Source organism: Campylobacter concisus (genome assembly GCF_015229955.1).
GTDB lineage: Bacteria > Campylobacterota > Campylobacteria > Campylobacterales > Campylobacteraceae > Campylobacter_A > Campylobacter_A concisus_AT.
On sequence record NZ_JAAKYZ010000007.1, the window covers coordinates 60,425 to 80,053 of the forward strand.

Genomic DNA, 19,629 nt, shown 5'->3' on the forward strand with positions numbered 1-19,629 from the left:
CCACTATTCCATTCTGCGAGGCTTGCCTAGTAAGAAACCTTGTGCGTAAGGTATTCCAAAATTTTTGATTTGGTTTAAAATTTCTTCTGAACTTGCAAACTCGGCTACTATTTTGTAGCCTTGTTTTTTTGCAAAGCTTACGATGGTTTCTACTAGAACTCTAGCATTTTCGTCAAATGGAAGCTTTTTGATTATCGAGCCATCTATCTTTATGGTGTCTATATCAAGCTCCAAAATTCGGTAATAGTTTGAGTATCCTGAGCCAAAGTCATCAATCGAAATTTTACATCCATAGCCTTTGACGCGTTTTATGAAAGAATTTACCGCAACATAGTCGCTAAGCTCTTCGCTCTCTAGCATTTCAAAACAAATTTTATTAGGATCTTTGCACTCTATTAGTTTATTTTCTATAAGCTCTCTCATACTAGCGTCGGCTATGTCTGTATTAGATAAATTTATTGAGAATGTATAGTCTGGATATTTTTTGGCTAAATCAAATGCAAGGGCTATAACTTTTTTGGTTATTTGCGGATATAACTGAGTTTTCATAGCAATATCTAAAAATTCGCCCGGATAGTGTATCTTACCATTTTGATCGATTATACGAACCAAGACTTCATAATACTTTGCTTCGGTCTCATTTTCTTCTAAGTTAAAGATACCTTGTGCTTCTACGATAACTCTATCGTTTTCTAACGCATCTTCGATTAGCTGAACTGCCAGCTGGTTTTTGTGATATTTCATCTCAATGGCGTCATTTTCTAGATAGTAGTAAATATTGCTACCATTTTCTATTGCGAGCTGATTTGCAAGGACTGATTGCATTAGGCGGTTAGTTTGTGGGGTATCGTTTGGCAATGAAACACCAAATACCATCTTTATGCCTGGTAAATTTTCAAATTTTTCATCAATAGCGACATTTATTCTATTTGAACCAAAATATTCTCTTATATATTCAATATCTCTTACGATATTATCGCCTTCATACCATATATAAAATGCATCGTCTTGAAATCTAAATAGCTTTGCTTTTATCTCAGAAGTATCTATACAAAGCTTTAGTGTATCAGCTACTGCTTTTAGCATTGCATCGATAATCTTAGTTTGATAAAAGAATCTTAAAATTTTAAAATTCTTAATGCTTAAGCAAATGAGCACTCCATCTTTTTGTGCGTCTAAAATTTCAGTTAAAGCAAAGTAATTGCCAAAGCCTGTTAGTTTATCGATTGAAGATTGTATTTTTATTTGTTCATTTTTTTGAGTTAGCTCGTTTAGTATCAGTGTCTCTTTAGTCCTATCAAGTTTTACCGCTATATAGCCCTCAAATTTATTTTTAAAGAAAAATGGCGAAAATTTTACCTTTTCATATAAAAAATCACCGCTTTTTGTTCTACTTATAAGCTCATCGCTCTCCCAAGGTAGAGATTTTTGCACAGCCTCTTTTATAGATTCATAAAAGCTTTGCGGGTGCATATATGATTTTAGTATTCTTGGGTTTTTGCCTATTATTTCTTTTAGCTTGTAGCCAGTTTTTTCTTCAAAGGTTTTATTTACGTATGAAATTCTATTGTGTTTATCGCAATAGATAATAGAGCTATGATCGTTTTCAACCGTGGATCTTAAGAGTTTTATCTGTCTTAAACGCTCTGAGGCCATTTTGATTTGATAGAGGCCAAATGCACAAAATATTATAAATGTAAGTAGGCAAATTATCTGAGCTATTTTTGCGTTATTCACCTCATCAGAGTGAAATTCTAGGATTTTGTTTCTAAAATTTTCTATTAGATTATCAAGATGTAGCTCTTTTGCACTATTTGAGATTGTACGTAAAGTTTTTGTAGCTTGAGTCGCATAAAGTATCTTGTCTAATATATTTTGAGCTTTTTGGTTATCTTTATACTCATTTTTATACATTTTTATTTGCTTTGAAATTTCATCTATTACTTCAGGACTAAGCATCAAAGCGCCTTTTATCGCATAGAATACAGCCTCAAGCTTATTTGGAAGCGCTAGATTTTGTATCTCATATTGACTTATTTGGATATAAGAATCTATAGATGAGTTTACATAAGCTGATCTTTGTAGAAAAAATACTTTTTTACTAAATACATCTCTTATGTTTTGTAGGTCTTTTGTTATTTCATTTTGATGAAATAACAACATCTCATCACTAAGCATTGAAAGGTTGCTCAAATTTGTATCAAAAGAATTTATGTCAGCATTGAGTTTGTCGTAGTTTGAGACATCATAAATATTATTTAAAGAAAAAGTTATCTCATTGTCTATAAATTTTAGATTTAAAATTCCATCATCAAATTTATGAGCCGTATCAATGGCTATATTTGCTTTATATATAAAAAATGCACTAACGAAAAATATAGCTACTAAGACGCTAAGTACGGTTCTTGTTCGTTTAGTACTCATTTAATATCCTAGGCTTTTTACCATTTAATGTCAGAAAAAATGAGTATAAAGCATCAATTTCATCTTTGCTAAGAACGTATCCTAGCTGGTAGTTACCAATAAAGCTTATAGCCTCTTTTAGATCGTTTATCTCTCCATGAGATAAATATGGAGCAGTTTTTGTAATATTTCTTAGTGATGGCACTCTTCTTAATCTTTTGCTTGTATCTAAGGCAGAAATTTTTTCTCGGCCAATATCTTGTGTCAAATTTCCTCCCAAATTTCTACCATTATGACAAGCAGCACAGCCTATATTATTAAATATCTCAAATCCTTTCTTTGCACTATCATCTATGGCATTGTTATCACCTGATATAAAACGATCAAATGGTGAATCAACACTCAAGATAGCCTTTTCAAACTCAGCTATTGCATCTGCAATATTATCAAAATTAATGCCGTCATTATAAATTTTTTTAAATAAAATTTTGTACTCAGAGATATTATTTACAGAATCCACTATCTTGTCGTTATCTGAGTTTAGTTCTATTCTAGAAGTTATGGACTCTTTTACTTGATCTTTTAAATTGCTAATCTTTGCATCGCTATAAAACAGATAATTTGCTGCAGCATTTAATATGGTTGGAGGATTTAAAGTGCCTTTTTCCATGCTATCTTGGTTGCTTCCGCTTAAATTCCAATACAAGTTATGACAAGTTTGGCAAGAGTAGTTTTCATTTGGGCTTAGCCTTTTGTCAAAAAAGAGTTTTTTGCCAAGCAGAGCCTTTTCTTCATTATATTTTACTACCGTAAGAGGTTTATAGGATTCATATTTACAAAATGAAATAGTGATGATAAATAGACAAAGTATAATGCCCTTCATAACGCCCCTAATTTTTAATTTTCTTTTTTATATCGGCAAATTTTTGATTTTTTATATAGTACATTATTTTATTGTTTTTTTGGAATTTATGATACAATTCGCTCGATTTAGAAAATATTTATATTTCAGGGAGGAGAAGTCATGAAAAAAGGCTTTACGATGATTGAGTTGATCTTCGTGATCGTTATATTGGGCATATTAGCTGCGGTTGCTATACCAAAACTAGCTTTAACAAGGGATGATGCAGAGATATCAAAAACTGCTTCAAATATACAAACGCTTATTTCGGACTTGGGTTCTTACTATACTTCACAAGGCGAATTTGCTTCTGGTACAGATGCTGTTAAAAAGATGTCAAATGTAAAAACACCAGTAAAAGCAAAAAATGATGAGTGTTTAGAAGTAGGTACCGGAAATAACACTAATGGAGAGATAGGCATTACTGTAAAAACAGGTGGTCTTTGTGGACAAGTTTGGGAATTGCCTGGCTTGGCAGATGTTAAAACTCTAATTGAAAGTAGCGATAATAAGACAGCTAATTCGCTTAAATTTGGCGGCATGGGCATAAAATATAAATAAAATTTTAGCAAGGTTTTTCCTTGCTTTTTATGATTTTTGTCCTACTAAATTTTTAATATAACAAAGCCTGATAGAAATACAAATTTTTTACACAAATAATTTATACACATAAAAATAAGCTTTCTAAGATTTAATGCGTTGCCAAAAGGTATCAAATCTTAACTTCTACTAAATAGGCAATGGCTTTTTATTAAATTTAATCGATTTTTATCCTTTACAAATTTTAAAGATAAAAAACGTAAAATCAAGCCATGGATTTACTAAAAGACCCGTTAAATAAGCTCATCATCTCGCTCTCGCTTCCAGCTGGCACCGCAATGATGTTTAATACTCTTTATAACGTTACTGGCACATTTTTTGCAGCAAAAATTTCTACCCTTGCCGTAGCTGGTATGGCTATGAGCTTTTTGCTTTATCTAAGTATTGTAGGCATTGGGCTTGGTTTTGGCTCAGCGCTAACTGCGCTAATAGGCAATAGCCTTGGAGCAGGAAAGATAAAAATGGCTAAATTTTATGCGGCAAATGGAATTATCTTTGTGTTAGTATTTGCTATTTTTATGGGGTTTTGTGGCTATTTTTTAGCACCGAATTTGCTCACTTTTTTAGGAGCTGATCATCACTATTTAAAAGAGGCACTTGAATATGCGGGTGTTATCTTTCTTGCTGCACCGTTTTTCTTGATTATCAAATCTCTAAACGGCGTGCTTGTAGCACTTGGAGATACAAAAAGTTACCGCAATTGGCTATTTTATGGCCTTTTTATCAATGCATTTTTTTGCTACTTTTTTGCATTCATTTTGGATCTTGGCGTAAAAGGACTTGCTCTAGCAACAGCTAGTGTTCAGCTTTTGGGCATGATCTACCTTTTTGTAAAAGTTAAAAAAGCTAAGATGATCGAGCCAAGAAATTTAAGCTATTTTGTGCCAAATTTTAGTATTTGGGCAAAGATTACAAAACAAGCTCTACCAGCTTGTTTAAACTATCTATCGATGTCACTTGGCTCACTTGTGCTTTTAAAATTTATAAGCTACTATGGCGTAAATGCCGTAGCAGGATATGGTATAGCCTTAAGGATAGAGCAAATTTTGGTATTACCGACCATTGGTATGGCTGCAGCAGTTTTAAGTATCGTTTCAAGAAACTATGGTGCTAAAAATTTTAAAAGAGCCAAGCAATGCTATAAAATTTCGCTTCTTTTTTTACTTATTTATTGTGCATTTGCTTGTGTTTTTATTAGATTTTTTGGTGAAGATATGATAAGAATTTTTGATGATACACCGGCAGTTTTGGAGATAGCAGGGCTTTATCTTGGTATAAATTCTCTTGCTTACGTAGCTTATGGCACGATAAATGTCTCAGGCAGCACTCTTCAGGCCATAAAACGCCCAGTGGCCATCTTTTTGCTAAATGGATTTAGGCAATTCGTGCTTCAAGGATCACTTTTTTACGCAGTAGTATTCTATTTTGGTCTTGAGATAAAATTTATATGGCTAGCTCTATTTTTTAGTGTCTATCTCACAGCCATTTGCTTCGTCTTTTGGACGCTTTATCAGCTAAGAAGGGCTACTGACGTAAGCTTTTAAATTTAAAACAAAAAGCAAAAAAGCAAAGTGAAGCAACTAAGATTATGCTAGCTCCGCCTGTTAGGTTAAAATAAAAGCTAATGAATAGACCGCTAAAACAAAAAATGATTGAAAAGATAGTAGAGATTAGCATCATCAGTCCAAGTCTTTTGGCAAAAATTTGTGCTAAATATGGCGGTATAGTAAGAAGAGCGATGACTAGAATCAGCCCAACAACACGAATCGTAGCCACCACACAAAGTGCCATCATACATACTAATAAATAGTGAAAAAATGTTGTATTTACGCCGCGCAACTTTGCAAACTCTGCATCAAAGCTAATAGCTACAAATTGACGATAAAAAAGAGCAATGAGTGCTAAAAATAAGATATCTAAAATACTCATAAATGTTATATCTTGCCCGCTTACTGCTAAGATAGAGCCAAAGAGATAACTCATAAGGTCGGCATTGTATCCTGGAGTTAAATCGATAAAAATGATACCAATAGCCATACCAAATGCCCAAATAGCACCGATAACTGAGTCGATGTTGGTTTTATCTTTTAACGTGATAGTGGCGATTATAAGGGCTAAAAAGAGTGAAAATATACTAGCTCCAAGAAGTGGTTCAAGCGAGAAGAAAAAGGCAAGTCCGATGCCGCCATATGCTCCGTGCGCGATACCGCCAGCGATAAAAGTCATTTTATTTATAACAACGAGCGAGCCTATGAGCCCACAAATGATACTAATTAAAATGCCAGCAATAAAGGCATTTTGCATAAAATTTAACTCTAAAATTTCACTCATTTTATCTCTTTAGCTTAAAAACATTACTTTTGATTTTGCACTCACATTCACCAAGTGCGATCTCGACGTCGCAAAAATGGCTATGAGATTTTGCCAAATGCTCTATAAATTCTCTTTTTGCAGTATCTTCATGAGTTTTATGGATATGCAAATTTTTACTCACATAGGCGATTTTTGTAGCATAATTTAGCACGATATTTAGATCGTGACTTACTAAAACTACGCCAACACCACTTGCATTTATATTTTTTAAAATTTCATAAATTTCAGCCTGGCCCTTTGTGTCGATACTAGCTGTTGGTTCGTCTAAAACGAGAACTTTTGCATTTGCACAAAGCGCTCTTGCGATATATACACGCTGTCTTTGACCACCGCTTAGCTCACCAATTCTAGCGCTTGCAAATTCTTTCATGCCAACTTTCTCAAGGGCACCAAGAGCCATTTGTTTCTCACCTCGCGAGTAAAAACCAAAAATTTTTTTGTCTATTAGTCCCATTAAAACTACTTCTAAAACCATCATTGGAAAGCTTTGATTTGAGAGAAAATTTTGAGGCACATAACCTATAAATTTACTGACTTCGCTTGGCTCTTTTCCAAAGAGCTTTATCTCGCCACTTTGAGGCTTAAGTAGTCCTAAGATAAGCTTTAAAAGTGTGCTTTTGCCACCACCATTTGGACCGATGATAGCTAAAAACTCATCGCTACTATAATCTAAATTGATACCTTCTAAAACCACTTGCTTATCGTAGCTAAAGTTTAAATTTTTAATTTTTATAATTTCTTTCAAAACAGACTCTTTTGCGTAAATGTCGTAGTAAAAATAAAAAGTCCAAGCCAAAGCATAACGCTAAGTGCCATAAATTCGGCATAGATTTTAAACTTTTTTAGCTTAATGTTTGTGCTCTCATTTATCTTGGCTCCAAAAACAGCCGCTAAAAATATCACTGCGCTCATGCCAAGCGCCATAAATAGGCCACTTATAACGCCTGCAAAGTAGCTGCCTAGCTCATTTGCTAGCACAAAGACAAGTATCGTGCCAGGACAAGGAATAAGTGCCGCAGCAGCCGCAACCAGCCATTCTTCTTTGCTTTTTGGTTTTTTTGTAGTGCAGATATTACAGCCACAGTCGCTAATAAATTTTGTATTTTTACTCAAATTTTGGCTTAAACTTGAGCTAAAAATATAAAATTTATTTAACTCTTTTTTGCTTGAAAGATAAATTTTGACCTTTTTATAAAGCATAAAAATCGCTACAAAAAAGATAATAATGCCAGAAAATGCTGTCGTAGCACTTGCTGTATCTTTTGTCAGATCGCTACTGATCTCACGTAATATCATAAAACTAGCAAGCACAAAAATAAACGCACCCACAACATGTAAAAATCCGATCTTTAAAGAGAAGAAAAAGGCTTTGGCGTAGCTTCCACCAGTTGCGGCAAAATAAGAGCTTGTAAGCACCTTGCCATGCCCCGCAGATGCAGCGTGCAAAAAGCCATAACCAAATGATATTAGCGCTAAAAATAGTAGAGTTAGCGGACTTTTTTGATCAAAATTTCTTAGAATTTGCTTTAATCTATCAAGCATGCTTAGACTTGTTTTTGAAACAAGATCAAACTTAGCTTCATCGATCTTATCGATCTGGCTTAAATTTTCATCTTCAAAATTTACTGAGTTTGGCTCTTTTAGAAGCTCTTTTAATGCAGGCTTTTCGTTATGAGCTTTGGCTGCAGCCTTACTTGAAAATGTAAAAAATATTAAATTTGCATTTGGATTTGGTATCGTCCAAAACTGATCTGATACTAAAAATGCGTTGTTTTGTGTAAATTTAAAATTAAAATATCCCTCTTTGTCGTCCATTTCAACAGACACCACAAAGCCATCTTTGATAAGCAAATTTGTCTTAAAACTAACATCAAATTTTAATCTGCCCTCATCAAAATAGAGTTTATACTTTTTTAAATTTAGCTCAAGCTTTGTAGCATTTTCATCTTTGTAAAAGTACTCAATATTCGTTAAATAGTGCCTTGGCACAAGATAATCAAGTAAATTTAAGCGGATCTTTTTGATCTCGCTTTCATCTATCTTTTCATCCTGATTTAGGTCAAAATTTTGCCTCATAAGCTCTGAGAAATTTTGTGAAAATGTCCATGAAAAAGCAATTGTAGTGATATTGTTTTCGTTTGAGTCAAATTTTACGCTCACGTGAGCGGTCGGGCTATAAAGCGAGCAAAGAGCACACCCGAAGGCATTTATAGCAAAAAAGCAAATGACAATCAGGCGTGCTAACATTTTTTATAGACTCTTAGCAAAAATTTCTGCTGTTTTTTTCATCTCATCTAGCCAATTTTCTGGGAGCTGATCAATGCTTATGACCTTTGAGCCAGTCTCTTTTGCTACTAAATTCGCAGCCTTAGTTGGAAACTGCGGAGCCACGAAAATAACCTTTACACCGTGCTCTTTAGCCTCTTCGATGAGCTCTTTTAGCTCAGCTGGCTTTGGCTCTTTGCCCTCTATCTCGATAGCGATTTGCTCTAAATTATAACGTTTTGCAAAATATCCCCAAGATGGGTGGTATACGATAAATTCGCGAGTTTTAACATCTTTTAGAGTATTTTTTATAAAACTATCAAGCTCGTCAAGATTAGCTTTAAATTTAGCTAAATTTTCCTCATAAAGTTTTGCATTTTGCGGAAATTTCTCTATTAATGCCTTGGCTATATTATCAGCTTGAGTTTTTACTAAAACTGGATCAAGCCAAATGTGCGGATCAAGGCCATCATGATGATGGTGATGATGTTCGCCAGCTTCGTGGTCATGGTCATGGTGCTCGTGATGCTCATGTTTATGCTCGCCCTCGTGCTTGTGCTCGTGATGTTCATGGTGTTCATGATGCTCATGTTCATCGCTCATAGCGATCTTTTCGATACCTTCTTGTGTTTTTACAATGTGTAAATTTTTAAAAGATTTTGAAAAACGCTCTAGCCAAGTATCTTCAAACTCAATGCCAATAGCAAAGTAAAGCTCGCTCTTTTCAAGCTCCTTCATCTGTTTTGGTTTTGGCTCATAAGTGTGCGGATCAGCACCTTTGCCAACCATTGTATTTACGCTTAGTGTATCACCAGCAATCTGCTCAACAAAAAATTTTGTAGGCAATATACTAGTCGTAACAACTGGCTTTGCAAAAAGCGACAAAGCGCAAACTGCTAAAAAAACAAAAATCTTTCTCACCATCTCTCCTTTATTTGAAAAAATATTGCGGAAGTTTAGCAGATTGCAACTTGGTTGCAACTTAAAGAACGAAAGCCTAAATATAGTGCTTTTTAAATGAAATTTAAAACTTTTAGCGTTAATATACAAAAAATAAAAAGGGCAAGGATGAATGCAAGAAATTTCTTGGAAGAGCATAGTATCAAGGCAACTACTTTTCGCATAAAGCTCGTTGAAATTTTGCAAAATGCCAAAACTCCATTAAGTTATGATGAAATTTTAGAAAGCCTTAATGCAAATAAAACTACTTTTTATAGAAGCATAGAAATTTTTGAAAAAAAGAGCCTTGTCATAAAAACTGAAAATAATCATAAAAGCTACTACGAACTAGCAAATGAGGCAAAAGCGTACTTTATCTGCGATATCTGTCATAAAGTCACAAACATCGATATGCCACATCTAAACGTCGCTAAAAATATAAAAAGCGCCGTGATAAAAGGCGTTTGTGATGAGTGTGATCACGAGTAAAGTGCGATGATCTCAGCTGGAATGGCTTTTGGGCGATTTGTTTTTAGATCAACATAAACAAACTCGGTTTTGCCAGTTGCTATTAGGTCGCCATCTTTTTTAAACTCAAAATATCTACACGAAGTCGCTTTGCCTTCAACTTGTGTGTAAGTGTGAATTTCTATCTCATCCATTAATTTTACGCTTTTTATATATTTTGCTTCATTTTTTCTAATGAGCCAAATTTCGCCCCTTTTATACTGCGCCTCGACCGTGTCGCCAACAGCGGCAGAGTGAGCAAATGCGGCCTCTTGCATAAGCGTGAAATAATAGACATTATTCATGTGTCCGTGCATGTCGATGGCTTGTGGTGGGATGGTGACGTGATATATAAAATCTCTCATTTTTAGCCTTTTTTGCTAAAATTATAACCAAAAAGAGGAGCTAAAATGCAAAATTTATGGGATAAAAAGGCGTCAAACTACCAAAGATTTGACGGCAATATCAGCGCTATCCAGCAGCAAATTTTTGCCAAAGCCTTAGCTTGGGGAGTTGATTTTAGCGGCAAAGATATCCTTGATATCGGCTGTGGCACAGGCGTTTGGAGCATATTTTTATCAAAAACGGCTAAACATATAACAGGCATCGATAGCTCAGAAAAAATGATAGAAATTTTAAATGAAGACGCAAAGAGATTTGGCGTGACAAATTTAAGTAGCAAGGTTTGCTCGTGGAGAGAATTTAAGCCAGCAAGGCACTTTGATATCGCCATTTGCACGATGAGCCCGGCCATTGCGAGCGATGAAGATTTTGCTAAATTTCAAAACTGCGCCAAGCAAAAGCTCTATCTTGGCTGGGACAAGCCTAGAAGCTCTGATCTACTTGAGCCATTTTTTGAAAAATTTGGCCGCGTGCTCTCTCAAAAAAATGTCGTAGATAGGCTTGAAGCGTGGCTAAACGAGCAAGGCATCGCTTATAAGAGTGAAATTTTAAACGAAACTAGGATAGCTAGACGAAGCGTGCAAGAAGCAGCTGAAAATATCTGCTGGCATCTTGAGATAAACGGAGCTAAAAACTACGATGAAAAGACGGTTTTAGCGATGTTAAAAGAGAGATTTGAAGGCGAGTTTATAGATGAGAAAATAGACTCACAAATGAAGCTTTTTGTCTTTTAAGGCTTAAATTTATAGCAAATTTGCTTGCCAAATTCGCTAAAAATGACACCAAAGATGATGAGCATGGCTCCAAAAAATTGCAAGATGCTAAGTAGCTCACCAGCAAAAAAGTAGCCAATTAGCCCAGCTGAGACTGGCTCTAGGCAAAAAAACAAGGCCGCCTTGCTAGCGGTCGTATATCTTTGAGCGATCGTTTGCACGAAGTAGCAAAATATGGTGCCAATCACCGTCGTGATAAATATCGCTATGAAAAATTCCCTATCAAAATTTGGCACGATAGTGCCTTGAAAAAGCGCGAAAACAAGCGAAAGCATGGCATTTGTGAGAAAGACCACAAAGACAAGCAAATAAAGCTCGCTCTTTCTAACAAAGTGGCCATTTAGCGTAGTATAAAGTGCGTAAAATATAGCGCAGGCAAGCGCTAGCGCCTCTCCGCTCCCAAGTGCTAGCGTGGCGCCACTTAAGAGCCAAAGCCCAAAAATAGCGACGATAGCGCCTAAAATAGCAAAAATGGTTATCTTATTTTTAAAAATAAAAGCCGCCATAAAAGGCACGATCACACACTCAAGCCCTGTAATAAAGGCAACACTTGAGCTAAAAGTAAGCTTTAGAGCGTAAGTTTGAGCAACAAACGAACCAAAAAGAACTACACCAAGAATAGTGCCATAAACCACACTTTTTTTATCAAAAATTTTAGAAAATTTAAATGCTATAAGCCCCATAAAGATAGCGGAAATAAAAAATCTACAAAAGAGCATAACAAAGACACTATTTGTTTCTAGTGCTTTTGCCATAGGTAAAAACGTAGCGCCCCAAACGATGGCAACTACAATGAGTGCGATGTCGGCTTTGTTTTGCGCGCTTAAATTTTTCATTTAAAGATCGAGTCAAGTACCTTTTTGCCACTATCTAGGCTAAAGCCGCTTCTTAGCCCCTTTTCTTTCTCACTCATCACGTTAAATAGCCCATCTAGCGTCTTTCTTGTGATGTATGCATTTAGATCCTCGCCATCATCTGGCACATACTCGCTTGCGCCTAAATTTTTAGCTAGGCTCTTTACTGATTTTATAGTTTCGTTGTTTTTTACTGAGCCGCCTATGAAAGAATTTAGCCCATTATAGGCAGTCGCAAAGCTATTATCACTCATCATTTTTTCAATTATCGGTGTAAAAGCTGCCTTTAGCTTTTGGCTGGAGCTTTGCTGCAAATATTTTGTAACGCTGTCACTGTCGCCATTAAAGAGCTTTTTGACATCGGCCTCGCTCATATTTTTTATGCTCTCGCTAAAAATTTCAGCAGCCTTTGGTACGGCTGTGGTTGCGGCATTGTTTATCGACTTGCTAAGATCCTGCGCCCACTTCTCGCCGCCTACTTTTTTGGCTAAATTTGACGCCATCTCAAGGCTTTTTGGAAGTGGAATTTTAGCTGTGGCATTGTTTATAAAGCCCTCTTTTGAAAGCTCGCTAACAGCGGCATTTAGTGCCTCGCTAACTAGGCTTTTATAATCGCCACTTGATGCGTGAGTGGCGATTTTCACACCTTTGTTTATCATATCATCCATATTTGTGGCTTGTAAATTTAAAGCAAGCGCGCCACAAAGAATAACAAGAGATCTTTTCATCTTCTCTCCTTTTTAAAATTTAGAGCAAAATCATACAAAAAATATCTAAACACTTAAAATAAATTTAATCTTTTTGCACTAGAATTCACCCTTTTTTTAAAGGAAGACTATGCAACTTTTACTTCTTAGCTTTGCTCTTAGTATGGATAGTGCGGCACTAAATATGGCAAATGGCGCAAGGTATAAAAATTTAGCTCTTAATAAAATTTTATTTATTGCTTTTATGCTTGGTTTTTTTCAGTTTCTTATGCCGCTTCTTGGTTATCTTTTAGGTGTTAGTTTTGCAAAATTTATAAGCTCGGTTGATCATTTCATCGCATTTTTTATACTTTGTTTTCTTGGTTTTAGAATGTTTAAAGAGGCCTGTAGCAAAGAGGAGTGCGAGTATCTTAAGATAGGATTTAAGACCATTTTGTATGGGGCGTTTGCTACTAGTGTGGATGCGCTTGCCGTTGGCGTCACACTTAGCTTTGAAGAGATAAATATCTTTCAAAGCTCGCTCATCATCGGTATAGTCTGCTTTGCATTAAGTTTGATTGCTTTTTATATAGGTAAATTTATGGGTGAAATTTTAGAGAAAAAGGCACTCTTTTTGGGAGGAGCGATATTAATTTTTCTAGGTTTTAAAATTTTAATAACGCATTTAATTGAAAGCGGCACAGTCCAGTAAAATTTAAAATAACAATTAAAAATAATATTTAAGATTAACTATATTTTAAAGCTTATATGGATAAGATTTTGATTTTTAGAAGTGGTGACCCATACGAGACTCGAACTCGTGTTACCGCCGTGAAAGGGCGATGTCCTAACCGCTAGACGAATGGGCCACATGTCGGTTATGAAGTTGGGATTATATTTCTTTTATACTTAATTTTAGTTTAATAAGGAAAAATTTTTGAAAAAAATTTTATTTACTTTGTTGTCTGTTTTTATTTTTACAGGCTGCGTGGCTACCAAAACGCCGCAAAATTCACAAGCTTTTCAAGTTACTTTATTTTCTCCGATGATCAAGATAAATGACGTTGGATTTTTCCATAAATATAAAAATGAGCTAAATTTGCAAATTTATAGCTCCGGCGTAAATACCGCAAATATAAGCATAAGAGATAAAATTTGCATAAATAATGCTTGCTTTAACAAGACTGAGTTTAATGAGAAATTTTTTCTAGCCCCGCATTATGAGAGCCTTTTTGAAGAAATTTTGCAAAAAGAAAAGATTTATGATGGCAAAGGCTTGGTGAATACGGAGTGTGGTTTTAGTCAAGATCTAAGTTCATATTTTATAAAATACGAGGTTTGCGACAACTACGTTAAATTTGTAGATAGTAAAAACAAAATAAGAGTGATAATAAAAGAGTTAAAATGAGATATATCGGAGCTCACGTAAGTGCGGCTGGAGGCGTGTTTAACGCTCCATTAAATGCTGCAAAAATAGGAGCAAATGCCTTTGCACTTTTTACAAAAAATCAACGCCAGTGGAATGCAAAAGAGCTAAGTGCTAGCGAAATAGAGCAGTTTAAAGAAAATCTAAAAATTTCTGGCATAAGCACAAAGCATGTTTTGCCACACAGCAGTTACTTGATAAATTTAGGCCATCCAGATGAGGAGGCAAGAGCAAAGTCGCTTGAGGCCTTTGTAGATGAGATAGATCGCGCCAGTAAGCTTGGGCTAGAGCTTTTAAATTTTCATCCAGGCTCACATCTAAAACAAATAAGCGAAAAAGAGTGTTTAGATAATATCGCAAGCTGCATGAACGTGGCACTTAAGCGCACAAGCGGTGTAAAGCTAGTCATCGAAAATACAGCTGCACAAGGCTCAAATTTAGGCTTTAGTTTTAAGCAGATTGCTTATTTGATAGAGCGAGTAGACGATGAGAGTAGGGTTGGTGTTTGCTTTGATACCTGTCACGCATTTGCTGCTGGATATGATCTAAGAAGCAAAGAGGCCTACGCTAAAACTATGGGGGAATTTGATGCGATCATTGGCTATAAATTTTTATCCGGTATGCATTTAAATGATGCAAAATTTGGACTTGGCTCGAAAAAAGATAGGCACGAGAGCCTTGGCAAGGGTGAGCTTGGATTTAGTGCTTTTAAAAATATAATAAATGATGATAAAATAGGCGAAATTCCTTTAATATTAGAGACGATTGACGAGAGTATTTGGGAAGACGAGATAAAAATTTTAAGAAATTTCGAAAAGGAAAAACTATGAAAAAAGTGCTATTAAGCATTATTGCAACATCTACTTTGCTAAATGCTGGAGGTTATAAAGTTCCTGAGCAAAGTGCTGATTCTTTAGGTCTTGCTGCTAGTAACGTAGCCTTTAGTTTTGGGGCTGATGCGGCATATTTTAACCCTGCAAATATGATGTTTTTAGATGGACGCCATCACATAGAAAGTACCCTTGGCTGGTTTCATATAAATAAGCTCGAGTTTAAAAGTGATAGTGGCAAAAGCTATAGATCAGAAAAATTTGACTCGCTAGCTGGTACATTTAGTTTTGTAACGCCAGAAATTTATGAAAACTGGAAATTTGGTTTAGCTCTTGCCGTTCCTGCTGCTGTTGGTGTATCATGGGAAGATCCAGCTACTGCATTTACCGCTAAAAGGTTTAAGCTGCAAGTTGTTGAGTTAAATCCAACCGTAGCTTACCGCATAAACGATAAGCTTGCTATTGCTCTTGGTGCTAGAGGTGTTTATAGTAAAGGTAAGATAGCAAGTGATTTTGGACAGATAGGCTACAGAGAGATAAAAGGTGATGGCATGGACTACGGTTACAATGTCGCACTTACTTATAGACCTATTGAGGATTTAAGATTTGCCGTTACTTACCGCTCAAAGGTAAATTTAGAACTTAAAGGCCATACAGATGCTGATTTTAAAGGGCTATTCGCACCTATAAGCTATCATGGAAAGACTAGAGTTGAGATCCCACTTCCTGCACAGCTTGTACTTGCAACTGGATATAAATTTAGCGATTTTACTCTTTTGCTAGCTTTTGAGAGGACGTATTGGTCTAAATTTAAAGGCTATGACTTTGAATACATGGATAAAGGTCCAGCTCACTCGCATCCGGCTTTTGCAAGATTCATGGATGATCCAGTCATTAAAAATGCAAAAGATACGAATACATATAGACTAGGTCTTGCCTATGACGTAAATGAAAAATTTAGGCTAATGGCTGGCTTTGCCTATGATGAAGACATTACAAGTAGCAAGCATACTGGCTTAGAGCTTCCAAATACTACATCTAAGGTATATTCTTTTGGAGTAAATTATAAATTTACACCAAATCTTGAAATAGCACTTGGATATGTTTATCAACACCGTGATAAGAAGCGTGCGACAAGTATTTCAACAGCTAATGGAAAAATGTCAGGGGAATTTGATACTGGTACGATCCAAATCCTTGGTACGACTTTTAAATATACATTTTAGTTAGGGTCAATAATGCGATACTCTTATAATAATTTTTATGAAATTTTAACCAAAGTAGCAAAGGAAAATCCAAATCAAGTAGTTCTTTTTGAAGAAAAAGAGAAGCTAAAATATCGCGAATTAAAGCAAAATGTCGATAAAGTGGCGGCTTATTTGCAACTTGCTGGAGTAAAATTTGGTGATAAAGTAGCTATGGCGGTTACAAACTCGAAAGAATTTATCATTTCATATTTGGCTATAACGGCTATTGGCGGTATCGCAGTGCCTATGAATACTTTTTTAAAATCAAACGAGTTTGAATATATCATAAACGATTGCGGTGCAAAGGTGCTTTTTGCATCTAGTTCACTTGCAAAAGAGTTAATCGCATTAAATGAGCTTGAAATTTTAAGAAAGATAATCTGGATTGGAGCAATACCAAAGAAACTTCAAAGTGCCTCAAAAGATGAATATATAGACACTGACGAAGAGTATGGCGAGAGCGCGTATCTCACTTCAACACCTCAAATTTCAAAAGAGGATATGAGCAAGGGCTATGAAAATAATGGCCTTGTTAAAAACATAAATTTTACAGAAACTCTAAATCACAAATACGCTCTTAGTATCACAAAGTATCCGGTAATAGATGATTTAATGCATATAATTTACACTTCAGGCACTACTGGCAAGCCAAAAGGTGCGATGATAAGCTATAAAAATATCTTTTCAAATTTAATTGGAGCTCATGATCGTTTTATAGTGAAAAAAAGCGATCGTTTCATAGTTTTTTTGCCGATGTTTCATAGTTTTACGCTAACTGCAATGGTGTTGCTTCCGATATTTGCGAGTGCATCTATGGTACTTGTAAAGTCGGTATTTCCATTTTCAAATGTACTAAAGCAAACTTTGCTAAAGCGTGTAACTGTATTTTTAGGAATCCCAGCCATCTATACAGCTATCGGTAAGGCAAAAATTCCTTGGTATTTTAGATGGTTTAACCGCATTAGATTATTTGTAAGTGGTGCGGCTCCGCTTGCAAAGCAGACGATAGATGACTTTAGAGTGAAATTTCCACGTGCAACACTTGTCGAGGGATATGGTCTTAGCGAATGCTCACCTGTCGTAGCTGCAAATTTATATGATAAACAAAAGCTTTTAAGTGTAGGGCCTGTGCTTGATGGCTATGAGGTAAAGATCGTAAATGATGAGATGATGGAGCTTCCAATTGGCCAGATCGGTGAGATCATTGTAAAGGGCGACTGCGTCATGCAAGGCTACTATGGTATGCCAAGCATCACTGATGAGACCATCATAAACGGCTGGTTAAAGACCGGAGATCTTGGCAAAGTCGATGAAGAAGGCTTTATATATATTGTTGATCGCAAAAAAGATCTTATCATATCAAAGGGTATCAACATCTATCCGCGCGAGATCGAAGAAGTTATTTACAAACTTGAAGCAGTTGAAGCAACAGCGGTAATTGGCGTAAAAGACATACATGCCGATGAAGAGGTTGTCGCTTTCATACAAGTAAAAGAGGGCATGGATCTTGATGAAAAGACGGTAAGGGAGCATTTGAAGAAAAATTTAGCGAATTTCAAGATACCAAAGAGTATCTATTTTGCCGAAGAGTTGCCTAGGAATGCTACTGGCAAGGTACTAAAACGTGTATTAAAAGAGCAAATAGAGCAGATGAAGGATAAATTTTAGTGAAATACTTGCTTGATTTTTTAAACCAGGACCTCAAAAAAAGCAAAATTTATGAGCTGATAAAGTGCGGCGACGAAGAGGGAGAAATTTTAAAATATCTAAGTAAGGCTTATGTGCAAGGAACGGCTAATATGAGCGTTTTTGAGCTACTTGGAGCAGTCTTTGGCACACAAAATGATAAGCAGCTTTTGTATCTTAAATTTATAAAAAATTTGCTTGATAGCGGTTGGATTGTACAAAATTATAGTCTTTTTAAAATACCTGAGAGCACGCAAAGGGCTTCAGCTCAAGGGCTGCTTTCGTTGCTTCATTCTGAAATTTCTCTATCAGCCACATTTTTAAAAATTCTTGAAGATGGCAACGCTGATATAAATTTACCAGAGCTTACGCCATATGAAGATCATTTGGAGTATTTAAAAGATCAGTTTTTAAAGGTGGAGCTTTACTCAAAGGCTGCTATTTTTGGCGATGGCTCAAGTGATGCCAAAAAGCGCATAAATGAACAAATTTCTGAGCTAACAAAGCGAATCAACGAGCGCGTAAAACTAAGCAAGATCAGCCTAAAGATAGAGCAAATTTTTAAAGAAAACTCGCTCGATGAAAAAGAGCAGATTATATTTTTAGCCCTTTTAAAAGAGGAATATGCGGGAGATTTTGAAAATGGCCGCGATCTAAACACGCTAGTTGAGCTAATAAGCAAAGACGAGCTTGAACGCATCAAAAATAGTGCTCTTTTAGAGGAGGGCTCAAGGCTCATCGAAGGCGCGCTAATCGACTACGACGAGGTCTTAAACGCTTATGGCAACGTTAGCAAGAGCTTTTTTATAAATGAAGAAATTTTGCAAAGCATAATGCACCCAAAAAATGACAAAAATAGCAAAAAAATCAAGATCGAAAGCCTGGTAAAAGAGCAAGAAATTTTTGAGCTAATAGAGCCAGTAACCAGCCTAGAAGACGTCGTGCTAAATGAGAAGACAAAGCAGCTTTTAAGTACGATACTAAAGCAAGTCGATAAAAAAGTGCTTGCTAGACTTAGTAGCTGGGGCATAAAAACTAGAAAAAACATAGACGCCAAGATCATCTTTTACGGCGAGCCTGGCACTGGTAAGACTATGAGCGCCGTTGGGCTTGCCAAGAGCCTAAAGAAGCAAATTCTAAGCTTTGATTGCTCAAAAATTTTAAGCAAATATGTCGGCGAGAGCGAGCAAAATGTAAGGAAAATTTTTGATACTTATAAAGAAATTTGCAAAAAAAGTGGTAGTGAGCCGGTACTCTTACTAAATGAAGCCGATCAGTTTTTAAGCACAAGAGTAGAGAGTTCAAGCGGGGCTGAAAAGATGCATAATCAAATGCAAAATATCTTCTTAGAGCAGATCGAGCGTTTTGAGGGCGTGCTGATCGCTACGACAAATTTCTTACAAAGCCTTGATGTCGCATTTTCTAGAAGGTTTGACTACAAGATCGAGTTTAAAAAGCCTGATTTTAACGGCAGACTTGCCATTTGGCGTAAAATTTTGCCTGAAAATGCGAGCTTTGAAGATGGCTTTAGCGTAGAAAGGCTGGCTGAGTTTAACCTAAGTGGTGCGCAGATCGTCCTTGCACTAAAAAATACCGCTTTAAAAGTAGCTATAAAAGATGATGGAATTTTTACCTTTGAGGACTTTAAAACCACGATAGAGCGCGAGCTAAACTCAAGTTTTGGTGAAGATAAAAAGATGGGATTTGGAAGTTATGATAATTGCTAGGTTGGTTAAA

General features: G+C 35.9%; 19 protein-coding genes and 1 tRNA gene. 10 read left to right on the plus strand and 10 right to left on the minus strand.

The window, feature by feature from the left end:
• Nucleotides 1-3 precede the first annotated feature (3 nt).
• Complete coding sequence (locus G6W45_RS08825; RefSeq protein ID WP_194168228.1) at nt 4-2,424, minus strand: bifunctional diguanylate cyclase/phosphodiesterase; 2,421 nt, start codon at nt 2,422-2,424, stop codon at nt 4-6.
• Nucleotides 2,414-3,286, minus strand: coding sequence for a cytochrome-c peroxidase (locus G6W45_RS08830; RefSeq protein ID WP_194168229.1), 873 nt, complete (start codon nt 3,284-3,286; stop codon nt 2,414-2,416). Before G6W45_RS08830 ends, G6W45_RS08825 begins: the two co-directional genes overlap by 11 nt.
• 141 nt (nt 3,287-3,427) lie before the next feature.
• On the opposite strand from G6W45_RS08830, the gene G6W45_RS08835 reads away from it, so the two are divergent.
• Both G6W45_RS08835 and G6W45_RS08840 read left to right on the plus strand, forming a co-directional pair.
• Complete coding sequence (locus G6W45_RS08835) at nt 3,428-3,865, plus strand: type II secretion system protein (RefSeq protein WP_194168230.1); 438 nt, start codon at nt 3,428-3,430, stop codon at nt 3,863-3,865.
• Nucleotides 3,866-4,116: 251 nt separating this feature from the next.
• A complete protein-coding gene (locus tag G6W45_RS08840; RefSeq protein WP_194168231.1) occupies nt 4,117-5,448 on the plus strand; it encodes an MATE family efflux transporter in 1,332 nt (443 codons plus the stop codon).
• On the opposite strand, the gene G6W45_RS08845 is transcribed toward G6W45_RS08840, so the two are convergent.
• Genes G6W45_RS08845 through G6W45_RS08860 form a run of 4 tightly spaced genes read right to left on the minus strand, consistent with a single transcriptional unit; the run spans nt 5,429 to nt 9,463 of the window.
• Nucleotides 5,429-6,235 (minus strand): metal ABC transporter permease, encoded by an 807-nt coding sequence (locus G6W45_RS08845; protein ID WP_194168232.1) that lies wholly within the window; start codon nt 6,233-6,235, stop codon nt 5,429-5,431. The genes G6W45_RS08840 and G6W45_RS08845 overlap by 20 nt on opposite strands.
• 1 nt (nt 6,236) lies before the next feature.
• Nucleotides 6,237-7,022: a metal ABC transporter ATP-binding protein gene (locus G6W45_RS08850; RefSeq protein ID WP_194168233.1), complete on the minus strand. Its 786-nt coding sequence runs from the start codon at nt 7,020-7,022 to the stop codon at nt 6,237-6,239.
• A complete protein-coding gene (locus G6W45_RS08855; RefSeq protein ID WP_194168234.1) occupies nt 7,019-8,524 on the minus strand; it encodes a nickel/cobalt transporter in 1,506 nt (501 codons plus the stop codon). Before G6W45_RS08855 ends, G6W45_RS08850 begins: the two co-directional genes overlap by 4 nt.
• Nucleotides 8,525-8,527: 3 nt before the next feature.
• Nucleotides 8,528-9,463: a metal ABC transporter solute-binding protein, Zn/Mn family gene (locus G6W45_RS08860; RefSeq protein WP_021090401.1), complete on the minus strand. Its 936-nt coding sequence runs from the start codon at nt 9,461-9,463 to the stop codon at nt 8,528-8,530.
• Nucleotides 9,464-9,610: 147 nt separating this feature from the next.
• Here G6W45_RS08860 and G6W45_RS08865 point away from each other — a divergent pair, with 147 nt between their 5' ends.
• The gene (locus tag G6W45_RS08865; RefSeq protein ID WP_194168235.1) at nt 9,611-9,970 is read left to right on the plus strand and encodes a Fur family transcriptional regulator; all 360 of its coding nucleotides are present in this window, start codon (nt 9,611-9,613) and stop codon (nt 9,968-9,970) included.
• On the opposite strand, the gene G6W45_RS08870 is transcribed toward G6W45_RS08865, so the two are convergent.
• Nucleotides 9,961-10,353, minus strand: a complete 393-nt coding sequence (locus G6W45_RS08870) for an acyl-CoA thioesterase (protein WP_194168236.1) — start codon at nt 10,351-10,353, stop codon at nt 9,961-9,963. The genes G6W45_RS08865 and G6W45_RS08870 overlap by 10 nt on opposite strands.
• Nucleotides 10,354-10,398: 45 nt before the next feature.
• Here G6W45_RS08870 and G6W45_RS08875 point away from each other — a divergent pair, with 45 nt between their 5' ends.
• Complete coding sequence (locus G6W45_RS08875) at nt 10,399-11,124, plus strand: class I SAM-dependent methyltransferase (protein WP_194168237.1); 726 nt, start codon at nt 10,399-10,401, stop codon at nt 11,122-11,124.
• On the opposite strand, the gene G6W45_RS08880 is transcribed toward G6W45_RS08875, so the two are convergent.
• Both G6W45_RS08880 and G6W45_RS08885 read right to left on the minus strand, forming a co-directional pair.
• On the minus strand, nt 11,121-11,999 hold the full coding sequence (locus G6W45_RS08880) for a DMT family transporter (RefSeq protein WP_194168238.1): 879 nt from the start codon (nt 11,997-11,999) through the stop codon (nt 11,121-11,123). The genes G6W45_RS08875 and G6W45_RS08880 overlap by 4 nt on opposite strands.
• Nucleotides 11,996-12,745 carry a DUF4197 domain-containing protein gene (locus G6W45_RS08885; protein WP_194168239.1) on the minus strand — a complete coding sequence of 250 codons (750 nt, stop codon included), beginning with the start codon at nt 12,743-12,745 and terminating at the stop codon, nt 11,996-11,998. The genes G6W45_RS08880 and G6W45_RS08885 overlap by 4 nt, the downstream gene beginning before the upstream one ends.
• A 109-nt stretch (nt 12,746-12,854) precedes the next feature.
• Between G6W45_RS08885 and G6W45_RS08890 the strand changes: the two genes are divergently transcribed.
• Entirely contained in the window at nt 12,855-13,415 is a 561-nt protein-coding gene (locus tag G6W45_RS08890) for a manganese efflux pump MntP (protein WP_085657944.1), read from the plus strand.
• Nucleotides 13,416-13,497: 82 nt separating this feature from the next.
• Here the strand turns inward: G6W45_RS08890 and G6W45_RS08895 are convergent.
• Nucleotides 13,498-13,572: transfer RNA gene (locus tag G6W45_RS08895), tRNA-Glu, on the minus strand.
• Nucleotides 13,573-13,640: 68 nt separating this feature from the next.
• Between G6W45_RS08895 and G6W45_RS08900 the strand changes: the two genes are divergently transcribed.
• The 5 genes from G6W45_RS08900 to G6W45_RS08920 are packed head-to-tail and all read left to right on the plus strand — an operon-like array spanning nt 13,641 to nt 19,619.
• Nucleotides 13,641-14,111: a hypothetical protein gene (locus G6W45_RS08900; protein ID WP_085657943.1), complete on the plus strand. Its 471-nt coding sequence runs from the start codon at nt 13,641-13,643 to the stop codon at nt 14,109-14,111.
• Nucleotides 14,108-14,959, plus strand: coding sequence for a deoxyribonuclease IV (gene nfo / locus G6W45_RS08905; protein ID WP_194168240.1), 852 nt, complete (start codon nt 14,108-14,110; stop codon nt 14,957-14,959). The genes G6W45_RS08900 and nfo overlap by 4 nt, the downstream gene beginning before the upstream one ends.
• Nucleotides 14,956-16,185 (plus strand): OmpP1/FadL family transporter, encoded by a 1,230-nt coding sequence (locus G6W45_RS08910; RefSeq protein ID WP_194168241.1) that lies wholly within the window; start codon nt 14,956-14,958, stop codon nt 16,183-16,185. The genes nfo and G6W45_RS08910 overlap by 4 nt, the downstream gene beginning before the upstream one ends.
• A gap of 12 nt (nt 16,186-16,197) precedes the next feature.
• Nucleotides 16,198-17,874 carry a fatty acid--CoA ligase gene (locus G6W45_RS08915; protein WP_194168242.1) on the plus strand — a complete coding sequence of 559 codons (1,677 nt, stop codon included), beginning with the start codon at nt 16,198-16,200 and terminating at the stop codon, nt 17,872-17,874.
• Nucleotides 17,874-19,619, plus strand: a complete 1,746-nt coding sequence (locus G6W45_RS08920) for an AAA family ATPase (protein WP_194168243.1) — start codon at nt 17,874-17,876, stop codon at nt 19,617-19,619. The genes G6W45_RS08915 and G6W45_RS08920 overlap by 1 nt, the downstream gene beginning before the upstream one ends.
• Nucleotides 19,620-19,629: the final 10 nt, after the last annotated feature.

Bases quoted from the DNA above. Each gene is read 5' to 3' on its own strand.
- G6W45_RS08825 (WP_194168228.1), bottom strand. From the start codon at position 2,424: ATGAGTACTAAACGAACAAGAACCGTACTTAGCGTCTTAGTAGCTATA.
- G6W45_RS08830 (WP_194168229.1), bottom strand. From the start codon at position 3,286: ATGAAGGGCATTATACTTTGTCTATTTATCATCACTATTTCATTTTGT.
- G6W45_RS08835 (WP_194168230.1), top strand. From the start codon at position 3,428: ATGAAAAAAGGCTTTACGATGATTGAGTTGATCTTCGTGATCGTTATA.
- G6W45_RS08840 (WP_194168231.1), top strand. From the start codon at position 4,117: ATGGATTTACTAAAAGACCCGTTAAATAAGCTCATCATCTCGCTCTCG.
- G6W45_RS08845 (WP_194168232.1), bottom strand. From the start codon at position 6,235: ATGAGTGAAATTTTAGAGTTAAATTTTATGCAAAATGCCTTTATTGCT.
- G6W45_RS08855 (WP_194168234.1), bottom strand. From the start codon at position 8,524: ATGTTAGCACGCCTGATTGTCATTTGCTTTTTTGCTATAAATGCCTTC.
- G6W45_RS08865 (WP_194168235.1), top strand. From the start codon at position 9,611: ATGAATGCAAGAAATTTCTTGGAAGAGCATAGTATCAAGGCAACTACT.
- G6W45_RS08870 (WP_194168236.1), bottom strand. From the start codon at position 10,353: ATGAGAGATTTTATATATCACGTCACCATCCCACCACAAGCCATCGAC.
- G6W45_RS08875 (WP_194168237.1), top strand. From the start codon at position 10,399: ATGCAAAATTTATGGGATAAAAAGGCGTCAAACTACCAAAGATTTGAC.
- G6W45_RS08880 (WP_194168238.1), bottom strand. From the start codon at position 11,999: ATGAAAAATTTAAGCGCGCAAAACAAAGCCGACATCGCACTCATTGTA.
- G6W45_RS08885 (WP_194168239.1), bottom strand. From the start codon at position 12,745: ATGAAAAGATCTCTTGTTATTCTTTGTGGCGCGCTTGCTTTAAATTTA.
- G6W45_RS08890 (WP_085657944.1), top strand. From the start codon at position 12,855: ATGCAACTTTTACTTCTTAGCTTTGCTCTTAGTATGGATAGTGCGGCA.
- nfo (WP_194168240.1), top strand. From the start codon at position 14,108: ATGAGATATATCGGAGCTCACGTAAGTGCGGCTGGAGGCGTGTTTAAC.
- G6W45_RS08910 (WP_194168241.1), top strand. From the start codon at position 14,956: ATGAAAAAAGTGCTATTAAGCATTATTGCAACATCTACTTTGCTAAAT.
- G6W45_RS08915 (WP_194168242.1), top strand. From the start codon at position 16,198: ATGCGATACTCTTATAATAATTTTTATGAAATTTTAACCAAAGTAGCA.